The sequence below is a fragment of the Hydrogenophaga sp. PML113 genome (assembly GCF_001777155.1).
In the GTDB taxonomy this organism is placed as follows: Bacteria; Pseudomonadota; Gammaproteobacteria; order Burkholderiales; family Burkholderiaceae_C; genus Hydrogenophaga; species Hydrogenophaga borbori.
The window spans coordinates 22,173-41,446 of sequence record NZ_MIYM01000006.1 but is presented as its reverse complement, the minus strand read 5'-3'; the positions used below and the strand labels follow the sequence as shown (position 1 = coordinate 41,446).

The window sequence follows — 19,274 nt, the reverse complement described above, 5'->3', positions numbered from 1 at the left end:
ATTCTACCGGCCTGGGCTCAACGGTGCTCGGGCAGCTCGATCTTGACCTCGAGCACGTCGAGGTTGTCCTGGCGCTCGAGCTGGACCTTGATGTCGTCGGGATTGATGCGGATGTACTTGCCGATCACCGCCACCAGCTCGCGCTGCAGCGCGGGCAGGTAGTCGGGCTCGGCGGCGCTGCGACCGGAACGCTCGTGCGCCAGGATGATCTGCAAGCGCTCCTTGGCGACCGAAGCGGTCTTTTTCTTCTCACCCAGCAGGAAAGACAGCAGGGACATGCCTTATTTCCCTCCGAACAGGCGCTTGAAGAAGCCGGATTTTTCGGCTTCGATGAAGCGCAGCGGCTTGTCCTTGCCGAGGAAGCGGTCGATCACGTCGCCGTAGGCCTCGGCCACGTCGCTGCCCTTGAGGTGAATCGCCGGCGTGCCCTGGTTGGACGCGGTCAGCACCGATTCGCTCTCGGGGATCACGCCGATCAGCGGGATGCGCAGGATATCCTGGATGTCCTGCAGCGAGAGCATCTGGCCGTCGGCCACGCGGCTGGGGTTGTAGCGCGTGATGAGCAGGTGCTCCTTGATGGCTTCCTTGCCCTCGATGGCGCGGCGCGTCTTGCTGGAGAGCATGCCCAGGATGCGGTCGGAATCGCGCACGCTGGACACCTCGGGGTTGGTCACCACCAGGGCCTCGTCGGCGTAGTGCATGGCCATGAGCGCTCCGGATTCGATGCCGGCCGGCGAGTCGCAGACGATGTAATCGAAGCCCATGCCCGAGAGCTCGTCGAGCACGCGCTTGACGCCGTCTTGGTTGAGGGCGTCCTTGTCGCGCGTCTGGCTGGCGGCCAGGATGTACAGGTTGTCGACCTGCTTGTCCTTGATGAGCGCCTGGTTGAGGTTGGCCTCGCCCTGGATGACATTGATCAGGTCGTAGACCACGCGGCGCTCGCAGCCCATGATGAGGTCGAGGTTGCGCAGGCCGACGTCGAAGTCGATGACCGCGGTCTTGTGACCGCGCAGGGCCAGGCCGGTGGCAAAACTCGCGCTGGTGGTGGTCTTGCCCACCCCGCCCTTGCCGGACGTGACGACGACGATTCGGGTCATGGAATGGCTCCGTGGATTCGGTGGTTCGGTTTCAGGTGGACAGGGCGTCGATGACGAGGCGGTCGCCGTCGGCGGTGCTGTGCAAGCGCACCTGGGCGGGCCGGCCCAGCAGGGCCTGCGGCAGCGGCACCTCGCTGGTGCGGTAGACGCCCGCGATGGAAATCAGCTCGGGCGCCATGGCCAGGGAAAAGATGCGCGCCTGCGCGTGGCCGCGCGCGCCGGCCATGGCCTTGCCACGCAGCGGGGCATAGACGTGGATGTGGCCATCGGCGATGACCTCCGCGCCTGGGTTCACCATGGCCATGACCACCAGGTCGCCACCGCGCGCGTAGACCTGCTGGCCGGAGCGCAGGGGCTTGTCGATGACCAGGGCGCCCGGCGCGGGCACCGGCGGTGGCGGCGCAACGGCCACCGGGGCCGCACTGGCGGACGGCGCCGGCGCGTGGCCCTGGCGGGTGAGCAGCGGCGCGTCGGCCAGCGGCAGGCCGGCGGCCTGGGCGGCGGCGCGCTGGGCCTCGCTGGCCGCGTTCACGGCCACCGGGCGCAGGCGGTGCGCGCGCAGCAACTCGCTCACCTGCATCAGGTCGGGCAGGGCTTGCTCGCCGCTCAGGCCTTGCAGGTCGATGAGCAGCGGGTCGTGGTCGAAAAACTCGGGCTGGTCGCCGTAGCGCTGGCCGAACTCGCGGCGCAGCAACTCCATGTCGCCCGACTTGAGCAGCAGCGCCAGCAGCGGCAGGTGAACGCTCTTGAGATCGAAGCTGGCGGGCGCTTGGCCGCCGAGGGACACGGGCATTGCGAAAGGCGGGCGGGCGAAAGCCGCGCAGTGTAGCAGCGGGTGCCGAGGCCTTTCGTGAGCAACTGTCACCAGACTTTGGAACAAAGCTGTGGGTAATTCTGGAACAAGCCATGACTTGTCCACAGGAACGGCGGGCATTCGCGGTTTGTCCCCATTCGGGGTTCACGTTTGGCCGGGTGCTTCACACAGACTTGTCAGGATCGAAAAATCCTTGTCGCCAAAGGACAAGGGGCGCTTGTCCACAGAAGACAGCGCCCCTTATCTACTACCACTAATTTAAGTAATGGATTCAGTAGGAAGAAGTCAGAGGCGGGGTTGGCGCGGTTCGCCATGGCTTTTGAAGCCCTGGCCGCCGTGCCCGATGCGGTCGAAACGCTCCATGGGGCCGCGATGGCCCGCATGGCGCATGCCGCCCAGGCCCATGCCGCGCTGCGCGTCGAAGGCCTTTTGCTGCGGGGGCGTGAGCTGGGCGTAGAAGCGGCGGATCGCATCGTGGCGTTGCGCCACCTGGCGGTCGCGCTCGGCCTTCATCGCGTCCAGGCGGTCCAGGCGCTGGGGCGTGCTGAGCTTGGCCCAGTCCTCGCGGTTGGGGCGTTCACCCGCAGGCCGGGGGGGGGGCTTCATCTTCGCGACGAAATCGTTCCAGGCCGATTCCTGTTCGGGGCGCAGCTGCAGGCTGTCCTTCAGGCGGGATTGGTGCTCGGCCATGCGCTGCTGCAGGCGCTCCATGCGCTGGGCGTGGCGCTGCGGGTCGTGGCGGGGGGCTTGCGCCTGGGGTTGGGCGGCGCTGGTGGCGGGGGCCGGCTGGGCCGGCGCGCCGACGCCTTGGGCGACGGCGGTGAAGGACAGGGCCGTGATGGCGGTGGCAGCGGCAGTGACGGCAAAGGCGCGGCGGCTGAACGAGGGTTTCATGGGCACTCCTTGGTACGGTGGGACCACCGGCTGGTGGCGTGGGTCTCACTGTGGGCGGGATCTGTGCAGCAAAGTGGCAGGCTCTGTGTGGTTCTTGTAAAGATCCTTGTCGGCGCCGCCGCCGAGGTCGTCCAGGATGGGGCAGTCGGGCCGGTCGTTGCCAGGGCAGCGGACCACCAGGTCTTCCAGGGTGCGGCGCATCGCTTCCAGGGCGGCGATGCGCTCGGCCAGGTCGCCGATGTGCTTTTGCGCGATGCGCTTGACGGTGTCGCTGCTGCGCCGCCGGTTGTGCCAGAGGTTCACCAGGTCGCGGATCTCGTCGAGCGTGAAGCCCATGTCGCGCGCGCGGCGGATGAAACGCAGCGTGTGCACGTCGGATTCGGCGTACTGGCGGTAGTTGCTGTCGGTGCGCCGCACCTCGCCGAGCAGGCCCAGGCCTTCGTAGTGGCGCAGCATCTTGGGCGAGATGCCGCTGAGCTGCGCGGCCTGCCCGATGTTGACCGGCCAGGCGGTGGTGCGGGTGTCCATCAGGCCGCCACCGCGTAGCCTTCTTCGCGGATGGCCGCAGCGATCTTCTCGCGCGACTGGCTGCTGTGCACCTCGACGCGGTTCTGTGGCCGGTCGATGCGCACCTCGGCTTGGGGGTCGATCTGCTTGATGGCGTTGGTGACGCTGCGTTCGCAGTGGCCGCAGGTCATGCCTTGCACGGTAAAGGTCTGGTTCATGGAGAGGCTCCTGAGTTGGGGTAGAAGCATTCTCAAGCTTGACACGGTGTCAAGGTCAAGCGCGCGGTTTTGGGGCGCGGAGGCCTTGACCTGCATCAAGGCGCGTGCGGGCGCCGCGTGGGAAGCTGCGCGGGTTCCACCCTCGAGGAGATCCGCCATGAAATCCGACGCCCTGCGCACCGTCCGGGACGAACACGCCAGCCTGTCGGCGATGCTGCGCTCGATGCTGGTGATGATCGATCGAGGCCCCGAGACCGATGGCCCCGAGCGCTTCTTCGATGTGCTGCGGGCCATGCTGTTCTACATCGGCGAGTTTCCCGAGAAGCTGCACCACCCGAAGGAGTCGGACCTGCTGTTTCCACGCGTGGCGCGCGCCGCGCCGCACACGTTGGAGACCATCCAGCGCCTGGAAAAGGAGCACATGGGCGGCGAGGACCGCGTGCGCGAGTTGGTGCACCTGCTGATGGCCTGGGAGTACCTGGGCGAGCCCCGGCGCCAGGCTTTCGTGGACGAAGCCCAGGCCTACGTGCGCTTCTACCTGGCCCACATGAAGCTGGAGGAGCAGGTGGTGCTGCCGGCGGCGGAGCAACTGCTGGACGAAGCCGACCGCCGCGCGCTGGACGCCGCCTTCTCCAGCCATGTGGACCCGCTGAGCCCCGAGGGCCAGTGCGACCCGGCCTTTGACCGCCTGTTCACGCGCATCGTGCGGCTCGCGCCCTCACCCGTGGGCGTGGGCTGAGGTTCAGGTGGCGAGCGCCGTGAGCAGCTCGTCGAACACCGACAGCAGGCGTTCCACGTCGGCGGGCGTGGTGGCCGGGCTGGCAAGCATCATGCAGTGGAAGGGCGTGAGCAGCACGCCGCGGTTGAGCATGAACAGGTGGGTGAAGGATTCGAGCGCGCCCTGGGCGTGTTCACGCACGTCCTGGGCCTGGCGCGGGGTGCGCGGCATGAACTGCAGCTCGAGGCGGGCGCCGAGGCGCGTCACGGTCCAGGGCCGGTGGGCGGCGTGCAGGCGCTTGAGCAGGCCGTCCTGCAGCAGCGCGGCGATGGCCAGCATGTGCGCGTAGTTGGCCTCGGTGTGCAGGTGGGTGAGCGCCGCCTCCAGCGCGGCCAGGGTCAGCGGATTGCCCGACAGCGTGGTGCCGATGCCGCTGTGGCCTTCGGGTGCGCTGTCCTTGGCGCGCGCCATGCGCTGCGCGAGTTCGGCCGTCACGCCATAGACCGCGCAGGGCAGGCCGCCGGCCACGGCCTTGCCCACCACCAGGGCGTCGGGGTTCAGTTCGTGGGCGCGTGCGTAGCCGCCAAGCGCGGTGGAGAGGGTGTGCGTCTCGTCGACCACGAACAGCGTGCCGCGGCGGCGGCAGAGCTCGCGCGCGACGGGCCAGAAGCCCCGGTTGGGGGGCACCAGGCCGAAGTTGGTGAGCGCGGGTTCGGCCAGCAGGCAGGCCACGTCGCCGCGCGACAGCGCCGCCTCCAGCGCGGCCAGGTCGTTGAAGGGCACCACGCGGGTGAAGGCGTGGTGGTTGTGCACCTGGCCCAGCACCGAAGGGCGGCGCACGGTGGTGCCCGAGGCCGGGTCGAGATCGACCAGGGTGTCGTCCACCGCGCCGTGGTAGCAGCCATCGAACACCAGCACCTGGGGCCGGCCGGTGGCGGCGCGCGCCCAGCGCAGCATGAACCGGTTGGCGTCGCTGGCCGACAGCGCCAGCTGCCACACGGGCAGTCCGAACACGCGCTGCAAGGCCTCGCCCACGGCGAGTGCGTGCGTGGACGGCAGCATGCAGGTGAGGCCGCGCTCGGCCTGCTGCGCGATGGCCTGTGCCAGCGGTTCGGGGCTGTGGCCGAAGAGGGCGCCGCTGTCGCCGAGGCAGAAGTCGCTGTAGCGCAGGCCGTCGGCGCAGAACAGCGCGGCGCCTTGCGCGCGCTCGACCGCCAGCGTGGCGGGGCCGGGCCAGTCGCGCATCCAGTGCAACGGCACGCCGAACAGGTAGTGGGCGCGCGCCGCTTCGGCCTGGGCCATGGAGCGCGGGTGGGTGGCGATGAAGCGCTCGGATTCGGACCGGTGGAGCGCTGCGAGGCGCTCGGAAGGAATGGCGGAGGCGTTCATGCGGTCACTCTACGGCGCGGGGCGCGGTCCGCACAGGTCCAGTGACCGGCGGGCCCGGGGGACCGGCGCGACAGTGCCCGGCAAGGCTGGCGCCCCGGTGAAGCGCCACAGACTGGGCACAATTTCGGCATGCGCCGACCCCTTCGAATCGCCCTCTGGTGCCTTCTGCCCCTGCTGCTGCTCGCCGCCCTGTTGCTGGCCCTGCAGCGCTGGGTGGCGGGCGAGGCCTTTCGCGAGCGGCTGGCGGCCGAGGCGAGCGATGTGTTGGGCGCGCCGGTGCGCGCGCAGGCCATCGGCCTGGCGCTGTGGCCCGTGCCCGGCGTGGCGGTGAACGGGCTGAGCATCCAGGCGCGCACGCCTTTGTCGCTGCAGCGCGTGGAGCTGCGCCCCCGCTGGTGGGACCTGCTGGCTGGTCGGCTGCGCGTGCAGACGCTGGTGGTCCGGCAGGCGGTGCTGCCCGAGGCCACGGTCGCGCTGCTGGGCGCGCGGGCGCGGGCCGCACCGGCGTCCGCGCCGGCCGATGGCGAGGCCATCGATTTTTCGCTGCTGCCGCGCGAGCTGGTGCTCGACGAGGTGAGCTGGCTCGCGGCCGACGGCGCGCGCACGACGGTGAACGCCGAACTGCGCTTCGCCGACGACGGCTGGCCCGCCCAGGCCGAGCTGGCCATTGTGGGCGGCGCGCTGCGCGGCACCACGGCCACGCTGCGCCGCGAGGGCGAGGCCACGGCCTGGGCGCTGGATGCGCGCGTGGGCAGGGGCCGCGTGCGGGGTCCCCTCACGGTCACCTTGCCCGGCGCCGGCGCGAAGGAGCGGCGCGTGGTGCTGGATGGCCGGCTGCGAACCGAAGGTGTGGAGGTGTCGGCCCTGACCGCGCCGCGCCAGACGCTCACGGGCCGCCTGCAGGCCGACACCACGCTGGGCGCGCGCTTTCCCGAGCGCGTGAGCGCCGAGGCGCTGGTGAACGCCTTGCGCAGCGACACGCGCTTCACCGTCAGCGGCGCCACGCTGCATGGGCTGGACCTGTTGAAGGCGGCGAGCACCGTGGGCCTGTCCAGCGGCGGGCTGACCGAACTCGATACCCTGGCCGGTCAGGTGAGCACGCGCGGCAAGGCCATTCAGCTGTCGAACCTGGTGGCGAACTCGGGCCTGCTCGCGGCCACGGGCGAGGTGGCGATCTCGCCGGGCCGGGCGCTGTCGGGCCGCGTGCGCGTGGACGTGACCCGCGGGGCCACGGCCGGCGTGGTGGGCGTGCCGCTGGCGGTGGGCGGCACGCTGGACGACCCTCAAGTGACGCTCACGCGCGCCGCGCTGCTGGGCGCGGCCATCGGCACGGCGGTGATGCCGGGCGTGGGCACGGGGGCGGGCGCCAACATCGGCGATCGGCTGGGCGAAGGGCTCAAGGGTTTGTTCGGCGGCCGCGAGAAGGGGCGCTGAACCCGGGGTTCGGGCGGCATCGGGCCCGTCCTGGGCGACTTCCACGCCCCGCGGTTCCTCGGGCTCGCCCAGCAAACGCAGGGCCTGACGCGCGGACGCCGCCGCCCGTGTGGGATTTCGCCTGACGGGAACGCCGCGGGTGGACGCCGGGTTCGCGGTCCAAGTGGTCCCCTGTGGCGCCGGGGCGTGGCGCTATCGTCGCCCACCGCTTTGCGCTCCCTTCACCGACACCGTTTCCCACCATGGCCCTTGGTCAGTTCGCCTACGCCAACAACAGCAACCGTTTCCTGGCCTGCGCGCCGCTGGCTGAGCAGCCGTACGCGGTCTGCGGCATTCCCTTCGACGGCGTGGTGACCAACCGCCCTGGCGCGCGCTTCGGGCCGCAGGCCATCCGCGCCGCCAGCCTCATGCTGTGCGACGGCATCCACCCGGTGTTCGACGTCTCGCCGCTGGAGCACCTGGGCGACGCGCTGGACATGCGCCTGCCCAATGCCTCGCCCCTGGCCGAGGTGCGCGCGCACATCGAGCGCCAGGCCACGGCGCTGATGGACAAGCACCACTGCGTCTTTCTGGGCGGCGACCACTCGGTCACGCTCTCGCTGCTGCGCGCGGCCAAGGCGCGCCACGGCGGCGAGCCCCTGGCCCTGGTGCATTTCGACGCCCACTGCGACACCTGGAGCGACCACTTCGGCGAGCCCTCGGGCCACGGCACCTGGACCTACGAAGCCATCCAGGAAGGCCTGGTGAGCGCCGCGCACACGGTGCAGATCGGCACCCGCTCCAGCGGCGAGCGCGCCGCGCGTGACTACGTGGCCGACCAGGGCGGTCAGATCTTCACGGCGCGCGACCTGCGCGGGCTCGACGGCGCGGCCCTGGGGCCGGTGATCGGCGCCATCCGCGAGCGCCTGGCCGGGCGGCCGGCCTACCTCACGCTCGACATCGACGTGCTGGACCCGGCCTTCGCGCCCGGCACCGGCACGCCAGAGCCCGGCGGGCTCACGAGTTCTCAGGTGCTGAGCTTCCTGGAAGGCTTGGCCGATCTGAACTGGATCGGCATGGACTGCGTGGAGGTGGCGCCCGCCTACGACCACGCCGAGCTCACCAGCAACGCGGCCGCCTGCTTTGTGTGGACCTACCTGGCCGGCCGCGTGGCACAGCAGCGATGAGCGCGACCTGTCGCCATCGCGGGGCCCCGCGGAGCGGGCTTTGGCAGGCCGCAGGCACCGTCCCTTCTGCGGGGGGAACGCGCGCCGCGCAGCAGGGGGGCGGCTGATATGTGGGGCGCTTCGCTCATCGGCTCGGACACGCAACTCAACCAGCGCAGCTACTACGAAGCCAGCGTGCAGCGCGGGCCGGCGCGCGCGCCGCTGCAGGAACACCTCAAGGTGGACGCGGTGGTGGTGGGCGCGGGCTTCTCGGGCCTATCGGCGGCGCTGGAGATGGCGCGGCGCGGCCTGTCGGTGGCGGTGCTGGAGGCTGATCGCATCGGCAGCGGCGCCAGCGGGCGCAATGGCGGCCAGGCCATCGTGGGTTACGCGAGCGGGCAGGGCCCGTTCGAGCAGCAGCTGGGCCGCGAGGACGCCGAGCGCGCCTGGGCGATGTCGGTGGAGGCCGTGGACCTGATCGACCAGCGCATCGCCGAGCACGGCATCGCGTGCGACCGCCGCTTCGGCTATGTCTACGTGGCCGAGACCGCGCGCAAGGCGCGCGAGCTGCGCGCCGAGATGGACGGCCTGGCCGCGCGCGGCATCGCGGTGGACTGGGCCGAGGGCGCCGACGCGCGCCGCCTGATCGGCACCGACCACTACGCGGCGGCGGCGCGCGAACAGCGCAGCGGCCACCTGCACCCGCTGAAGTACGCCCTGGGCCTGGCGCGCGCCGCCGAGGCCGCGGGCGTGCGGATCTTTGAGCGCTCGGCCGTCACCGCGCTGCAGCGCGGCGACACCCTGGTGGCGCGCACGGCGCGCGGCCAGGTCTCGGCGCGCTTCGGCGTGCTGGCGGGCAACTGCATGCTGCCCGAGCACGGGCCCGAGGTGGCGCCCGAGATCGCGGCGCGCATCATGCCCGTGGGCACCTACATCCTGGGCACGGCGCCGGTGGACGCGGAACTGGCCGAGCGCCTGATTCCCGGTGACGCGGCGGTCTGCGACAACAACTTCGTGCTGGACTACTTCCGCTTCAGCGCCGACCGCCGCATGCTCTTCGGCGGCCGCGTGAGCTACACCACCATGACGCCGCGCCACCTGGAAAACACCATGCGCGCGCGCATGGCGACCGTGTTCCCCGAGCTGGGCTCCGTGCCGGTGGAACACCTGTGGGGCGGCTTCGTCGACATCAGCATGAACCGCGCGCCCGACTTCGGCCGCCTGGGCCACAACCTGTACTACCTGCAGGGCTTCAGCGGCCACGGCGTGGCGCTCACGGGCCTGGCGGGCCAGCTCGTGGCCGAGGCCGTGCTGGGCCAGGCCGGCCGCTTCGACCTCTACGCGCGCCTGAAGCACCACCGCTTCCCCGGCGGCGCGCTGCTGCGCACGCCCAGCCTGGCGCTGGGCATGTGGTGGCACCGCTTGCGCGACGTGGTGTGAGCGGGCGTTCCTGCCGACCGGGTATTCGATGTCGGATGTGTCAGGCGCGTGGCGTCGTTCAGCCCGCCACCGCCTGCTTCACCGCCGCCGCCACCACCGGCCCGCAGCGCCGGATCTCCTCCAGCGGCGCGTAGCCGTAGCCGATCACCAGCCCGCGCAAATCCTGCCGCCGCAGGCAGTAGGCCGACAGCGGGCGCACCGTCAGGCCCTGTTGCGCGAGGCGGCGCGCGATGGCCTGGTCGTCCACCGCGAGCGGCAGGCGCAGGCACAGGTGCAGGCCCTGCTCCGCGCCGCTGATGCGCGGGGCCTCGGGGCCCTCGCCCAGCACGGGCTTGAGCGCCTCCAGCAGGCACTGGCGGCGCTCGGCGTAGGTCTGGCGCGCGCGGCGCAGCGAGCTGGCGAAATGGCCCATCTCGATGAACTCGGCCAGCGCCGCCTGCGTGGGCATCTGGCCGGGGCGGTTGAGGTCGTAGTGGGCCTGGCGGAAGGCCTCGACCAGGCCCTTGGGCACCACCAGGTAGCCCAGCTTCAGGCCCGGGTAGAGCACCTTGGAGAAGGTGCCCATGTAGAGCACGCGCCCGTCCGGGTCCAGGCCTTCCAGGCTGGACAGCGGCGGGCCGCTGAAGCGGTACTCGCTGTCGTAGTCGTCCTCGATGACCCAGGCGCCGTGCGCGCGCGCGGTGGCCAGCAGCTGGTGGCGCCGCGCCAGCGACATGACCGCGCCCAGCGGGTACTGGTGCGAGGGCGTGGCGTAGATCAGGCGCGGCGGCTTCGGATCGTCGGCCGGGCCGGGGTTGATGCCCTGCTCGTCGGTGGCCACCGGGTGCACGGACAGGCCGGTGGCGATGAAGGCCTTCATGGCCCCCCAGTAGGCGGGGTCCTCCACCCACACGGTGTCGCCGTGGTCGGCCAGCAGGCGGGCGCACAGCTCCAGCGACTGCTGCGTGCCACTGGTGACGATGACCTGGTCGGCGTCCAGTTGCACGCTGCGGAACACGCGCAGGTAGTCGGCGATGGCGCGGCGCAGCGGCGCGTAGCCGCCCGAGGTGTTGTAGTCCAGCATGTCCGGGTAGGTCATGCGCCAGTGCTTGTTCTGCAGCCGCTGCCACAGCGTGAGCGGAAAGGCCGAGAAGTCGGCGATGCCGGGCGTGAAGGGCTGCACCTCCAGCGCGCCGGCGCTGAACTCGTGCGCCAGCGACTGCCCGCGCGTGGACAGGCGCGCCGGCTGCAGGTGCGGCGCCTGGCCTGGCGCGCGCGGGCCACGCGCCAGGCCGCCGCGCGGCACGTGGTCGTTCACGTAGGTGCCGCTGCCCACGCGGCTGGCCAGGTAGCCCTCCACGCTGAGCTGGTTGATGGCGGCCACCACGGTGTTGCGCGACAGGCCCAGGTCCTGCGCCAGGTCGCGGCTGGAGGGCAGGCGCTCGCCGGCGCCGAGCTTGCCGTCCAGCATGGCGCGGCGCAGGGCCTCGTAGAGCTGGCGGTGCAGGGGCAGAGCGTCTTGGGCGCCCAGGCGGTTCATTTCGGCCAGCAGGTATTCGGACAGCATGGGCGGGTGAGCAGTACCGGGGCAGGGTAAGTGGCACCCCAGGATGGGCACAACTGGCTCTCATTGTGATCCAATTTGCCCACCACAATGGACGCCGATTGCGTGGAGAACCCATGAACAAGCCGCCATGCATGGTCTGGCTGCCAGCCGACCATCGACTGCTGGGCGACCACGGGCACCAGATGCCCTTTCTGCTGCTGGGCGACAAGTACGCGCGGGCCGTGAAGGTCGGCGCCCAGGCCCAGCCCGTGATGTTCCCCCTGGCCGAGGTCGAGCAGATCGACGAGCTGCTCGGCATGGTCGATGGGGTGATGCTCACCGGCTCGCCCTCCAACGTGCACCCTTCGCATTTCCAGGAAGAGGTGGCCGACCCCAGCCTGCCGCTGGACGCCGACCGCGACCTGCTGACCCTGGCGCTGGTGAAGGCCTGCGTGCACCTGGGCGTGCCGCTGATGGGCATCTGCCGCGGCTTCCAGGAAATCAACGTGGCCCTGGGCGGCGCGCTGCACCAGCGCGTGCACCTGGTGCCTGGCATGAACGACCACCGCGAGCCCAAGACCGCGCCGCCCGACGAGCAGTACGCGCCGCGCCACGCCATCCGCATCGCCGAGGGCAGCGTGATGGCCGAGTGGGCGGGTGGCACCGAGGCGCAGGTCAATTCCCTGCACGGGCAGGGCATCGCGCGCCTGGCCGATGGGCTCACGCCGCTGGCCTGGGCGCCGGACGGCCTGGTCGAGGCCTTCTGGGTCAAGGGCGCGCGCACCTTCGCCTACGCCATGCAGTGGCACCCCGAGTGGCGCTGCTGGGACACCCCTTTCTACGCCGCGATCTTCGAGGCCTTCGGCCGCGCCTGTCGCCAGCGCCGCAGCCTGCGCCTGCAGGCCAACGACCTGGCGCGCAGCCAGCCGGGTTAGGTTCGCTCTCCGCCCTCCGCGAACCCGAACCAATACCCAAGCCAAGGAGCCCGGCCATGAGCGCCCCCAAGAACTTCAACGAGCTGGAAAGCTGGCTCAACGAGCACCGCGTCACCGAAGTCGAATGCCTGGTGCCCGACCTGACCGGCGTGGCGCGCGGCAAGATCCTGCCGCGCGAAAAATTCACCGAGGACCGCGGCATGCGACTGCCGCACGCCATCGTGGCCATGAGCGTGACGGGCGAGCAGCCCGCCAGCGGCCCCTACTACGACGTGGTGGAGCCCACCGACCGCGACATGCAGCTGCGGCCCGATCCCACCACCGTGCGCATCGTGCCCTGGGCCACCGACCCCACGGCGCAGGTCATCCACGACTGCTTCGACCACAAGGGCAAGCTGGTGCCCTACGCGCCGCGCAGCGTGCTGCGCCGCATCTGCGGCCTGTACGAGGCCGAGGGCTGGGACCCGGTGATCGCGCCCGAACTCGAGTTCTACCTGACCGCGCGCAACACCGACCCCAACACCCTGCTGCGCCCGCCCATTGGCCGCAGCGGGCGCGCCGAGACCTCGCGCCAGGCCTACTCCATCGACGCGGTGAACGAGTTCGACCCGCTGTTCGAGGAGATCTACGAGTACTGCAACCTCATGGGCCTGAACGTGGACACGCTGATCCACGAAATCGGCGCCGGGCAGATGGAGATCAACTTCTTCCACGACCACCCGCTGGGCCTGGCCGACGAGGTCTTCTTCTTCAAGCGCACCGTGCGCGAGGCCGCGCTGCGCCACGACATGTACGCCACCTTCATGGCCAAGCCCATCGCGGGCGAGCCGGGCAGCGCCATGCACATGCACCAGAGCGTGCTCAACAAGGACAGTGGCCAGAACATCTTCAGCAATGCCGACGGCACGGCCTCCGACGAGTTCTTCCATTACATCGGCGGCCTGCAGCGCTACATCCCGGCCGCGATGGCGCTGGTGGCGCCCTATGTGAACAGCTACCGGCGCCTGTCCCGCCACACGGCCGCGCCGATCAACATCGAATGGGGCCACGACAACCGCACCGTGGGCATCCGCTCGCCGATCGCCTCACCCGAGGCGCGCCGCGTGGAAAACCGCGTGATAGGCGCCGACGCCAACCCCTACGTGGCCATGGCCATGACCCTGGCCTGCGGCTACCTGGGCATGAAGAACAAGATCAAGCCCAAGCCCGAGATGAAGGGCGACGCCTACCTCTCGCCCTACGCGCTGCCGCGCAGCCTGGGCGAGGCGCTGGACTGGCTGCGCCGCGAGCCCGACCTGCACGAGGTGCTGGGCCATGAGTTCGTGACCATCTACACCGAGATCAAGGAGCTCGAGTTCGACGAGTTCATGAAAGTCATTTCGCCCTGGGAGCGCGAGCACCTCCTTTTGCATGTCTGACCTGGAATTCCCGCGATGAACCCGAACCCCCTGATCGCCCCGCCCGCGCTGGTGCGCCGCGCCGAGCGGCACGACACGAAAGCCATCCAGGCGCTGGACAGCGCGCACTACATCCACCCCTTCACCGACCACGCCGACCTGGCCACGCGCGGCGCGCGCGTGATCACGCAGGCCCAGGGCATCTACATCTGGGACTCCGAGGGCCAGAAGATCCTGGACGCCATGAGCGGCCTGTGGTGCGTGAACGCGGGCTACGGGCGCAAGGAGCTGGCCGACGCGGCCTACCAGCAGCTCATGACGCTGCCGTACTACAACAGCTTCTTCCAGACCACCAACGTGCCGGCGGTGCAGCTGGCGGCCAAGCTGGCCGCGCTGGCGCCCGAAGTGCGCGGGCGCCGCTTCGAGCACGTCTTCTTCAGCTCCAGCGGCAGCGAAAGCAACGACACCAACGTGCGCCTGGTGCGCCGCTACTGGGACCTGATGGGCCAGCCGCAGCGCAAGACCCTCATCGGCCGCCACAACGCGTACCACGGCTCCACCATGGCCGGGGCCTCGCTCGGCGGCATGAGCGGCATGCACGCGCAGGGCGACCTGCCGATCCCCGGCGTGGTGCACATCGAGCAGCCCTACTTCTTCGAGAACGGCCGGCCCGGCGAGAGCGAGGCCGAGTTCGGCCTGCGCGCGGCGCGCTGGCTGGAGGAAAAGATCCTGGCCGTCGGCCCGGACAAGGTGGCCGCCTTCATCGCCGAGCCGGTGCAGGGCGCCGGCGGCGTGATCATCCCGCCCTCGACCTACTGGCCCGAGATCCAGCGCATCGTCGACCAGTACGGCATCCTGCTCATCAGCGACGAGGTGATCTGCGCCTTTGGCCGCCTGGGCCACTGGTTCGCCTACGAGAAGTTCGGCTACCGCCCCGACCTGGTGACCTTCGCCAAGGGTGTCACCAGCGGCTACATCCCCCTGGGCGGCGTGATGGTGGGCGACCGGGTGGCGCAGGTGCTGATCGACAAGGGCGGCGAGTTCAACCACGGCTACACCTACAGCGGCCACCCCGTGGCCTGCGCCGTGGGCCTGGCCAACCTGGAGCTGATGGAGCGCGAAGACCTGCCGCGCAAGGTGCGCGAGGACCTGGCGCCCTACCTGGCCAAGCGCTTCGCCGAGATCGCCGAGCACCCGCTGGTGGGCCTGGCCGAGACCTGCGGCTTCGTGGCCGGTCTGGTGCTGGTGAAGGACAAGGCCTCCAAGGCGATGTACGACCCGGACCTGGCCGTCGGCATGATGTGCCGCGCCCACTGCTTCAGGAACGGGCTGATCATGCGCGCGGTGGGCGACCGCATGATCATCGCGCCGCCGCTGGTGATGACGCGCGAGCAGATCGACGAAATGGTGGCCCTGATCCAGCGCTGCCTGGACGACACCTTGACGGAACTGCGCCAAAAAGGGCTGCATGCATGACTAGAATGGCCGCCGGTCCCTTTTTTGGGGCATGGCGGTCACGGAACGGGCTTCCCGGGTCTGGAACTTGCATGCCCCGAGCAGGTCATCAGCCGCCCTGCGTCGGCGGTTTTGGTCCCAACCCACCTCCCTTGGAGTGAGCATCACCATGAAGAAGCACGTTCTGGTTCTCGCGATGGCGGCCGTGATGGTCGCCGCCTGCGGCAAGAAGGAGGAGCCCGCTCCTGCTCCCGCTCCGGCCCCCGTGGCCACCGCCCCGGCGCCGGCCCCCGCGCCCGCCGGCCCGGTGCTCGACGAGGAGAAGGTTCTCAACGTCTACAACTGGCCCGACTACATCACCGAGAACATGCTCGCCGACTTCGAGAAGGAGTACGGCGTCAAGGTCAACTACGACACCTTCGAGAACAACGAGGCCCTGCACGCCAAGCTCGTCGCGGGCAACTCGGGCTACGACATCGTGATCCCCACCGCCGGCTTCGCCAAGAAGCAGATCGATGGTGGCCTGTACCAGCCCATCGACAAGAGTCGGCTCACGAACTACGGCAACCTCGACCCGGACTTCATGAAGAAGATCGCTGGCGTCGACCCCGACAACAAGTACCTGGTGCCCTGGGCCTGGGGCTTCACCACCGTGGGCATCAACAAGCAGAAGGTCGAGAAGGCCCTGGGCGGCATGGCCATGCCCGAGAACGCCTGGGACCTGGTCTTCAAGCCCGAGTACGCCAACAAGCTGAAGTCCTGCGGCATCGCCTACCTGGACTCGCCCAGCGAGATCCTGCCGGTGGCGCTGCACTACGTGGGCAAGCCCGCGTACAGCGAGAACCCCGAGGACTTCAAGGCCGCGCTGGACATGCTCAAGAAGGTCCGCGGCAGCGTGCGCCTGTTCTCCAGCACCATGATCGACGACATCGCCAGCGGCAAGGCCTGCGCCTTCATCGGCTGGTCGGGCGACATCAACATCGCCGCCGGCCGCGTGAAGGAAACCGGTGGCAAGGACGAGATCGTGCCCCTGCTGCCCACCGGCGGCGGCCTGGTGTTCATCGACACCATGGCCATTCCGAAGGATGCCAAGCACGTGAACAACGCCTACGTGTTCATCGACTTCTACCTGCGCGCCGCCAACGCCGCCGCCATGGCCAACGAGATGAACTACCCGACCGGCAACAAGGCCGCGCTGGCCGACATCAAGGATGAGGTCAAGGGCAACAAGACCATCTTCCTGGGTCCCGAGGACACCGCGCGCCTGATCCCCACCGGCGGCTTCTCGAACGAGATCTCGAGCGTGCTCAACGACACCTACAACGCGTTCAAGCGCGGCAAGTAAACCGCCGGCGCCGCTCGGCACGCACCGGGGCTGTTCATCCACCAGGACGAACAGCCCTTTTTCTTTCTGGAGGCACTTTCATGACAGACCCCGCCGGCTTCCTGGTGACCGAAAAAGTGGTCAAGCGCTTCGACGATGCGCTGGCCGTCGACGAAGTTTCGCTGTCCATCCGCAAGGGCGAGATCTTCGCCCTGCTGGGCAGCTCGGGCTGCGGCAAGTCCACCCTGCTGCGCATGCTCGCGGGCTTCGAGACGCCCACCGCCGGGCGCATCCTGCTCGGCGGCCAGGACCTGGCCACGGTGCCGGCCTACGAGCGGCCGGTGAACATGATGTTCCAGAGCTACGCGCTGTTCCCGCACCTGTCGGTGTGGGAGAACGTGGCCTTCGGTCTGCGCCGCGAAGGCCTGTCCAAGGCCGAGATCCAGCAGCGCACCGACGAGATGCTGGCCCTGGTGCAGCTCACGCCCTACGCCAAGCGCAAGCCGCACCAGCTCTCGGGCGGCCAGCAGCAGCGCGTGGCCCTGGCGCGCAGCCTGGCCAAGCGGCCCAAGCTGCTGCTGCTGGATGAGCCCCTGGGCGCGCTGGACAAGAAGCTGCGCGAGCAGACGCAGTTCGAGCTGGTCAACATCATCGAGAAGGTGGGCGTGACCTGCGTGATGGTCACGCACGACCAGGAAGAGGCCATGACCATGGCCAGCCGCATCGCCATCATGAGCAAGGGCCGCGTGCTGCAGGTGGGCACGCCGTCCGAGATCTACGAGCACCCGGTGAACCGCTTCGTGGCCGACTTCATCGGCAACGTGAACCTCTTCGAGGGCAAGCTCAGCGTCGACGAACCCGACCGCTGCGCGGTGAGCAGCGGCATCGGCGAGATCCATGTGGGCCACGGCATGCCGGGCACGCTGGGCATGCCGGTGGCGCTGGCCGTGCGGCCCGAGAAGATCGAGATCAGCAAGGCGCCGCCGCCGGCCGATGCCGGCCCCAACGTGTTCAAGGGCAAGGTCAAGGAGATCGCCTACTTCGGCGCGCACAACACCTTCATCGTCGTGGCCAGCAACGGCCAGCGCGTGAAGATCACCGAGGCCAACACCTCGCGCCACGACCTCTCGGACATCACCTGGGAGGATGAGGTGTATTTCTGGTGGAGCGACACCGCCGGCGTGGTGCTGCGCGACTGAGCGGGAGAGCGACCATGAACCTTCCCATGCCCGGCAAGCGCTTCGTCATCGGCGTGCCCTATGGCTGGCTGCTGCTGTTCTTCTTCCTGCCCTTCCTGATCCTGCTGTACATCAGCTTCGTGGACATGGGCGGCGACATCAGCCCCTTCAAGCCGCTGTGGGACCCCGACACCGGCGTGCTGCGCCTGAAGTACGAGAACTACCTGGCCATCTTCCGCGCGGAAGAGGGCGCGCCGCTGTTCCGCACGCTCTACATCGACTCCTACCTGCGCTCGATCTGGTACGCGCTGCTCACGGCGGTGTTCTGCCTGGCCATCGGCTACCCCTTCGCGTACTTCATCGCGCGCTCGCCGGCCAGCGTGCGTCCGGCGCTGCTGCTGCTGGTGATGCTGCCGTTCTGGACCTCCTTCCTGCTGCGCGTCTACGCCTGGAAAGGCCTGCTGGCCGATCAGGGCGTGATCAACCGCTTCATGATGTTCGTCGGCATCAGCAGCGAGCCCATCCCCATGCTGTACACCAACGTGTCCATGCTGGTGGGCATGACCTACGTCTATCTGCCCTTCATGGTCCTGCCGCTGTACGCCAACCTGGTGAAGATGGACTTCCGCCTGCTCGAGGCCGCGTACGACCTGGGCACCACGCCCTTCAAGGCTTTCTGGCTGATCACGGTGCCGCTGTCCAAGGCCGGCATCATCGCGGGCTTCATGCTGGTGTTCATTCCCTGCGTGGGCGAGTTCGTGATCCCCTCGCTGCTGGGCGGTCCCGAGAACTACATGATCGGCCGCGTGGTGTGGGACGAGATGTTCACCGCCAACGACTGGCCCAAGGCCACCGCGCTCGCCGTGGTGATGATCGCGATCATCGTGGTCCCGCTGGCCTTCTACTACAAGTACGCTGGCGAGCAGGCCGAGCAGCGCTGAGGAGGCACCCGCATGAAACCCTTCCTCGAAAAACATTTCGGCAAGCTCTGGCTGCTGGTGGTCTTCGGCTTCCTCTACCTGCCGCTGGGCTTCATGGTGCTGTTCTCGTTCAACAGCACGCGCACCGACGCGCGCTTCACCGGCTTCTCGCTGCGCTGGTACGAGGCCCTGCTCAACGACAGCAAGATCGTCGACGGCTTCTTCCTCTCACTCCAGATCGCCGCCGTTACCGGTGTGCTGTCGGCCGTGCTGGCCACCTTCGCGGCCTTCGTGCTGGTGCGCTACCGCCGCTTTGCGGGCCGCACGGTGTTCAGCGGCATGGTGAACGCGCCGCTGGTCATGCCCGAGGTGATCATCGGCCTCTCGCTGCTGCTGCTGTTCGTGGGCGCGCAGAACCTGCTGGGCTGGCCGCAGCGCGGCATGCTCACCATCATCCTGGGCCACACGCTGCTGGGCATGGCCTATGGCATGGTGGTGATCCAGAGCCGGCTGCTGGAGATGGACCGCTCCATCGAGGAGGCCGCCAGGGACCTGGGCGCGCGCCCGCACCAGGTGTTCTTCCTGGTCACGCTGCCCAACATCTTCCAAGCCATCCTGGCCGCCTTCCTGCTGGCCTTCACGCTGTCCTTCGACGACGTGGTGATCACCGAATTCCTGAGCGGGCCGGGCGTGAGCACGCTGCCGCAGGTGATCTTCGGCTACGCGCGCCGGGGCATCAACCCGACCATCTACGCGGCGGCCACGATCCTCATCGTCACGGTCACCGCCGTGGTGGTGAGCTACGCGGTGTGGGTGGCGCGGGCCACGCGCCGGCGCGAGCGGGAGATGGCGGCGGCGGTGCGCGGCTGAGGCCCGCAGTGGAC

At 69.4% G+C, this 19,274-nt stretch carries 19 protein-coding genes; 11 read left to right on the top strand and 8 right to left on the bottom strand.

What is annotated here, in order from left to right; genetic code table 11:
* Positions 1-17 precede the first annotated feature (17 nt).
* The 6 genes from minE to BHU06_RS12845 form a co-directional block, all read right to left on the bottom strand.
* On the bottom strand, positions 18-278 hold the full coding sequence (gene minE / locus BHU06_RS12870; RefSeq protein ID WP_070399603.1) for a cell division topological specificity factor MinE: 261 nt from the start codon (positions 276-278) through the stop codon (positions 18-20).
* Positions 279-281: 3 nt separating this feature from the next.
* Positions 282-1,097 carry a septum site-determining protein MinD gene (gene minD / locus BHU06_RS12865; RefSeq protein ID WP_070399602.1) on the bottom strand — a complete coding sequence of 272 codons (816 nt, stop codon included), beginning with the start codon at positions 1,095-1,097 and terminating at the stop codon, positions 282-284.
* Between the two features lie 31 nt (positions 1,098-1,128).
* Positions 1,129-1,890: a septum site-determining protein MinC gene (gene minC / locus BHU06_RS12860; protein WP_070399601.1), complete on the bottom strand. Its 762-nt coding sequence runs from the start codon at positions 1,888-1,890 to the stop codon at positions 1,129-1,131.
* Between the two features lie 306 nt (positions 1,891-2,196).
* Positions 2,197-2,805, bottom strand: coding sequence for a Spy/CpxP family protein refolding chaperone (locus BHU06_RS12855; RefSeq protein WP_070399600.1), 609 nt, complete (start codon positions 2,803-2,805; stop codon positions 2,197-2,199).
* Positions 2,806-2,850: 45 nt separating this feature from the next.
* Entirely contained in the window at positions 2,851-3,333 is a 483-nt protein-coding gene (gene cueR, locus BHU06_RS12850) for a Cu(I)-responsive transcriptional regulator (RefSeq protein WP_070399599.1), read from the bottom strand.
* Positions 3,333-3,530 (bottom strand): heavy-metal-associated domain-containing protein, encoded by a 198-nt coding sequence (locus BHU06_RS12845; protein WP_070399598.1) that lies wholly within the window; start codon positions 3,528-3,530, stop codon positions 3,333-3,335. Before BHU06_RS12845 ends, cueR begins: the two co-directional genes overlap by 1 nt.
* Positions 3,531-3,687: 157 nt before the next feature.
* Between BHU06_RS12845 and BHU06_RS12840 the strand changes: the two genes are divergently transcribed.
* On the top strand, positions 3,688-4,269 hold the full coding sequence (locus BHU06_RS12840) for a hemerythrin domain-containing protein (RefSeq protein ID WP_070399597.1): 582 nt from the start codon (positions 3,688-3,690) through the stop codon (positions 4,267-4,269).
* A 3-nt stretch (positions 4,270-4,272) separates the two neighbouring features.
* On the opposite strand, the gene BHU06_RS12835 is transcribed toward BHU06_RS12840, so the two are convergent.
* Complete coding sequence (locus tag BHU06_RS12835) at positions 4,273-5,637, bottom strand: transaminase (protein ID WP_070399596.1); 1,365 nt, start codon at positions 5,635-5,637, stop codon at positions 4,273-4,275.
* Between the two features lie 129 nt (positions 5,638-5,766).
* Between BHU06_RS12835 and BHU06_RS12830 the strand changes: the two genes are divergently transcribed.
* From BHU06_RS12830 to BHU06_RS12820, 3 genes are all read left to right on the top strand, one after another.
* Positions 5,767-7,071 (top strand): AsmA family protein, encoded by a 1,305-nt coding sequence (locus BHU06_RS12830; protein WP_070399595.1) that lies wholly within the window; start codon positions 5,767-5,769, stop codon positions 7,069-7,071.
* Between the two features lie 242 nt (positions 7,072-7,313).
* Positions 7,314-8,237 (top strand): agmatinase, encoded by a 924-nt coding sequence (gene speB / locus BHU06_RS12825; protein WP_070399594.1) that lies wholly within the window; start codon positions 7,314-7,316, stop codon positions 8,235-8,237.
* A gap of 108 nt (positions 8,238-8,345) precedes the next feature.
* On the top strand, positions 8,346-9,656 hold the full coding sequence (locus BHU06_RS12820; protein WP_070399593.1) for an FAD-binding oxidoreductase: 1,311 nt from the start codon (positions 8,346-8,348) through the stop codon (positions 9,654-9,656).
* Between the two features lie 58 nt (positions 9,657-9,714).
* Here BHU06_RS12820 and BHU06_RS12815 read toward each other — a convergent pair whose 3' ends face one another.
* Positions 9,715-11,202 carry a PLP-dependent aminotransferase family protein gene (locus tag BHU06_RS12815; protein WP_070399592.1) on the bottom strand — a complete coding sequence of 496 codons (1,488 nt, stop codon included), beginning with the start codon at positions 11,200-11,202 and terminating at the stop codon, positions 9,715-9,717.
* 113 nt (positions 11,203-11,315) lie between these two features.
* Between BHU06_RS12815 and BHU06_RS12810 the strand changes: the two genes are divergently transcribed.
* From BHU06_RS12810 to BHU06_RS12780, 7 genes are all read left to right on the top strand, one after another.
* Entirely contained in the window at positions 11,316-12,116 is an 801-nt protein-coding gene (locus tag BHU06_RS12810; protein WP_070399591.1) for a gamma-glutamyl-gamma-aminobutyrate hydrolase family protein, read from the top strand.
* A 56-nt stretch (positions 12,117-12,172) separates the two neighbouring features.
* Complete coding sequence (locus BHU06_RS12805) at positions 12,173-13,534, top strand: glutamine synthetase family protein (protein WP_070399590.1); 1,362 nt, start codon at positions 12,173-12,175, stop codon at positions 13,532-13,534.
* A 15-nt stretch (positions 13,535-13,549) separates the two neighbouring features.
* Positions 13,550-14,989, top strand: a complete 1,440-nt coding sequence (locus BHU06_RS12800; RefSeq protein ID WP_070399589.1) for an aspartate aminotransferase family protein — start codon at positions 13,550-13,552, stop codon at positions 14,987-14,989.
* A gap of 148 nt (positions 14,990-15,137) precedes the next feature.
* Entirely contained in the window at positions 15,138-16,313 is a 1,176-nt protein-coding gene (locus BHU06_RS12795; protein ID WP_070399588.1) for an extracellular solute-binding protein, read from the top strand.
* Positions 16,314-16,393: 80 nt separating this feature from the next.
* Positions 16,394-17,491: an ABC transporter ATP-binding protein gene (potA, locus tag BHU06_RS12790; protein ID WP_070399587.1), complete on the top strand. Its 1,098-nt coding sequence runs from the start codon at positions 16,394-16,396 to the stop codon at positions 17,489-17,491.
* 14 nt (positions 17,492-17,505) lie between these two features.
* Complete coding sequence (locus BHU06_RS12785) at positions 17,506-18,411, top strand: ABC transporter permease (RefSeq protein ID WP_070399586.1); 906 nt, start codon at positions 17,506-17,508, stop codon at positions 18,409-18,411.
* Positions 18,412-18,423: 12 nt separating this feature from the next.
* Entirely contained in the window at positions 18,424-19,260 is an 837-nt protein-coding gene (locus BHU06_RS12780; protein WP_070399585.1) for an ABC transporter permease, read from the top strand.
* Positions 19,261-19,274 lie beyond the last annotated feature (14 nt).

Bases quoted from the DNA above. Each gene is read 5' to 3' on its own strand.
- BHU06_RS12810 (WP_070399591.1), top strand. From the start codon at position 11,316: ATGAACAAGCCGCCATGCATGGTCTGGCTGCCAGCCGACCATCGACTG.
- BHU06_RS12815 (WP_070399592.1), bottom strand. From the start codon at position 11,202: ATGCTGTCCGAATACCTGCTGGCCGAAATGAACCGCCTGGGCGCCCAA.
- BHU06_RS12830 (WP_070399595.1), top strand. From the start codon at position 5,767: ATGCGCCGACCCCTTCGAATCGCCCTCTGGTGCCTTCTGCCCCTGCTG.
- BHU06_RS12820 (WP_070399593.1), top strand. From the start codon at position 8,346: ATGTGGGGCGCTTCGCTCATCGGCTCGGACACGCAACTCAACCAGCGC.
- minE (WP_070399603.1), bottom strand. From the start codon at position 278: ATGTCCCTGCTGTCTTTCCTGCTGGGTGAGAAGAAAAAGACCGCTTCG.
- BHU06_RS12785 (WP_070399586.1), top strand. From the start codon at position 17,506: ATGAACCTTCCCATGCCCGGCAAGCGCTTCGTCATCGGCGTGCCCTAT.
- BHU06_RS12835 (WP_070399596.1), bottom strand. From the start codon at position 5,637: ATGAACGCCTCCGCCATTCCTTCCGAGCGCCTCGCAGCGCTCCACCGG.
- BHU06_RS12795 (WP_070399588.1), top strand. From the start codon at position 15,138: ATGAAGAAGCACGTTCTGGTTCTCGCGATGGCGGCCGTGATGGTCGCC.
- BHU06_RS12845 (WP_070399598.1), bottom strand. From the start codon at position 3,530: ATGAACCAGACCTTTACCGTGCAAGGCATGACCTGCGGCCACTGCGAA.
- BHU06_RS12855 (WP_070399600.1), bottom strand. From the start codon at position 2,805: ATGAAACCCTCGTTCAGCCGCCGCGCCTTTGCCGTCACTGCCGCTGCC.
- cueR (WP_070399599.1), bottom strand. From the start codon at position 3,333: ATGGACACCCGCACCACCGCCTGGCCGGTCAACATCGGGCAGGCCGCG.
- BHU06_RS12840 (WP_070399597.1), top strand. From the start codon at position 3,688: ATGAAATCCGACGCCCTGCGCACCGTCCGGGACGAACACGCCAGCCTG.
- speB (WP_070399594.1), top strand. From the start codon at position 7,314: ATGGCCCTTGGTCAGTTCGCCTACGCCAACAACAGCAACCGTTTCCTG.
- BHU06_RS12800 (WP_070399589.1), top strand. From the start codon at position 13,550: ATGAACCCGAACCCCCTGATCGCCCCGCCCGCGCTGGTGCGCCGCGCC.
- minD (WP_070399602.1), bottom strand. From the start codon at position 1,097: ATGACCCGAATCGTCGTCGTCACGTCCGGCAAGGGCGGGGTGGGCAAG.
- BHU06_RS12780 (WP_070399585.1), top strand. From the start codon at position 18,424: ATGAAACCCTTCCTCGAAAAACATTTCGGCAAGCTCTGGCTGCTGGTG.
- BHU06_RS12805 (WP_070399590.1), top strand. From the start codon at position 12,173: ATGAGCGCCCCCAAGAACTTCAACGAGCTGGAAAGCTGGCTCAACGAG.
- potA (WP_070399587.1), top strand. From the start codon at position 16,394: ATGACAGACCCCGCCGGCTTCCTGGTGACCGAAAAAGTGGTCAAGCGC.
- minC (WP_070399601.1), bottom strand. From the start codon at position 1,890: ATGCCCGTGTCCCTCGGCGGCCAAGCGCCCGCCAGCTTCGATCTCAAG.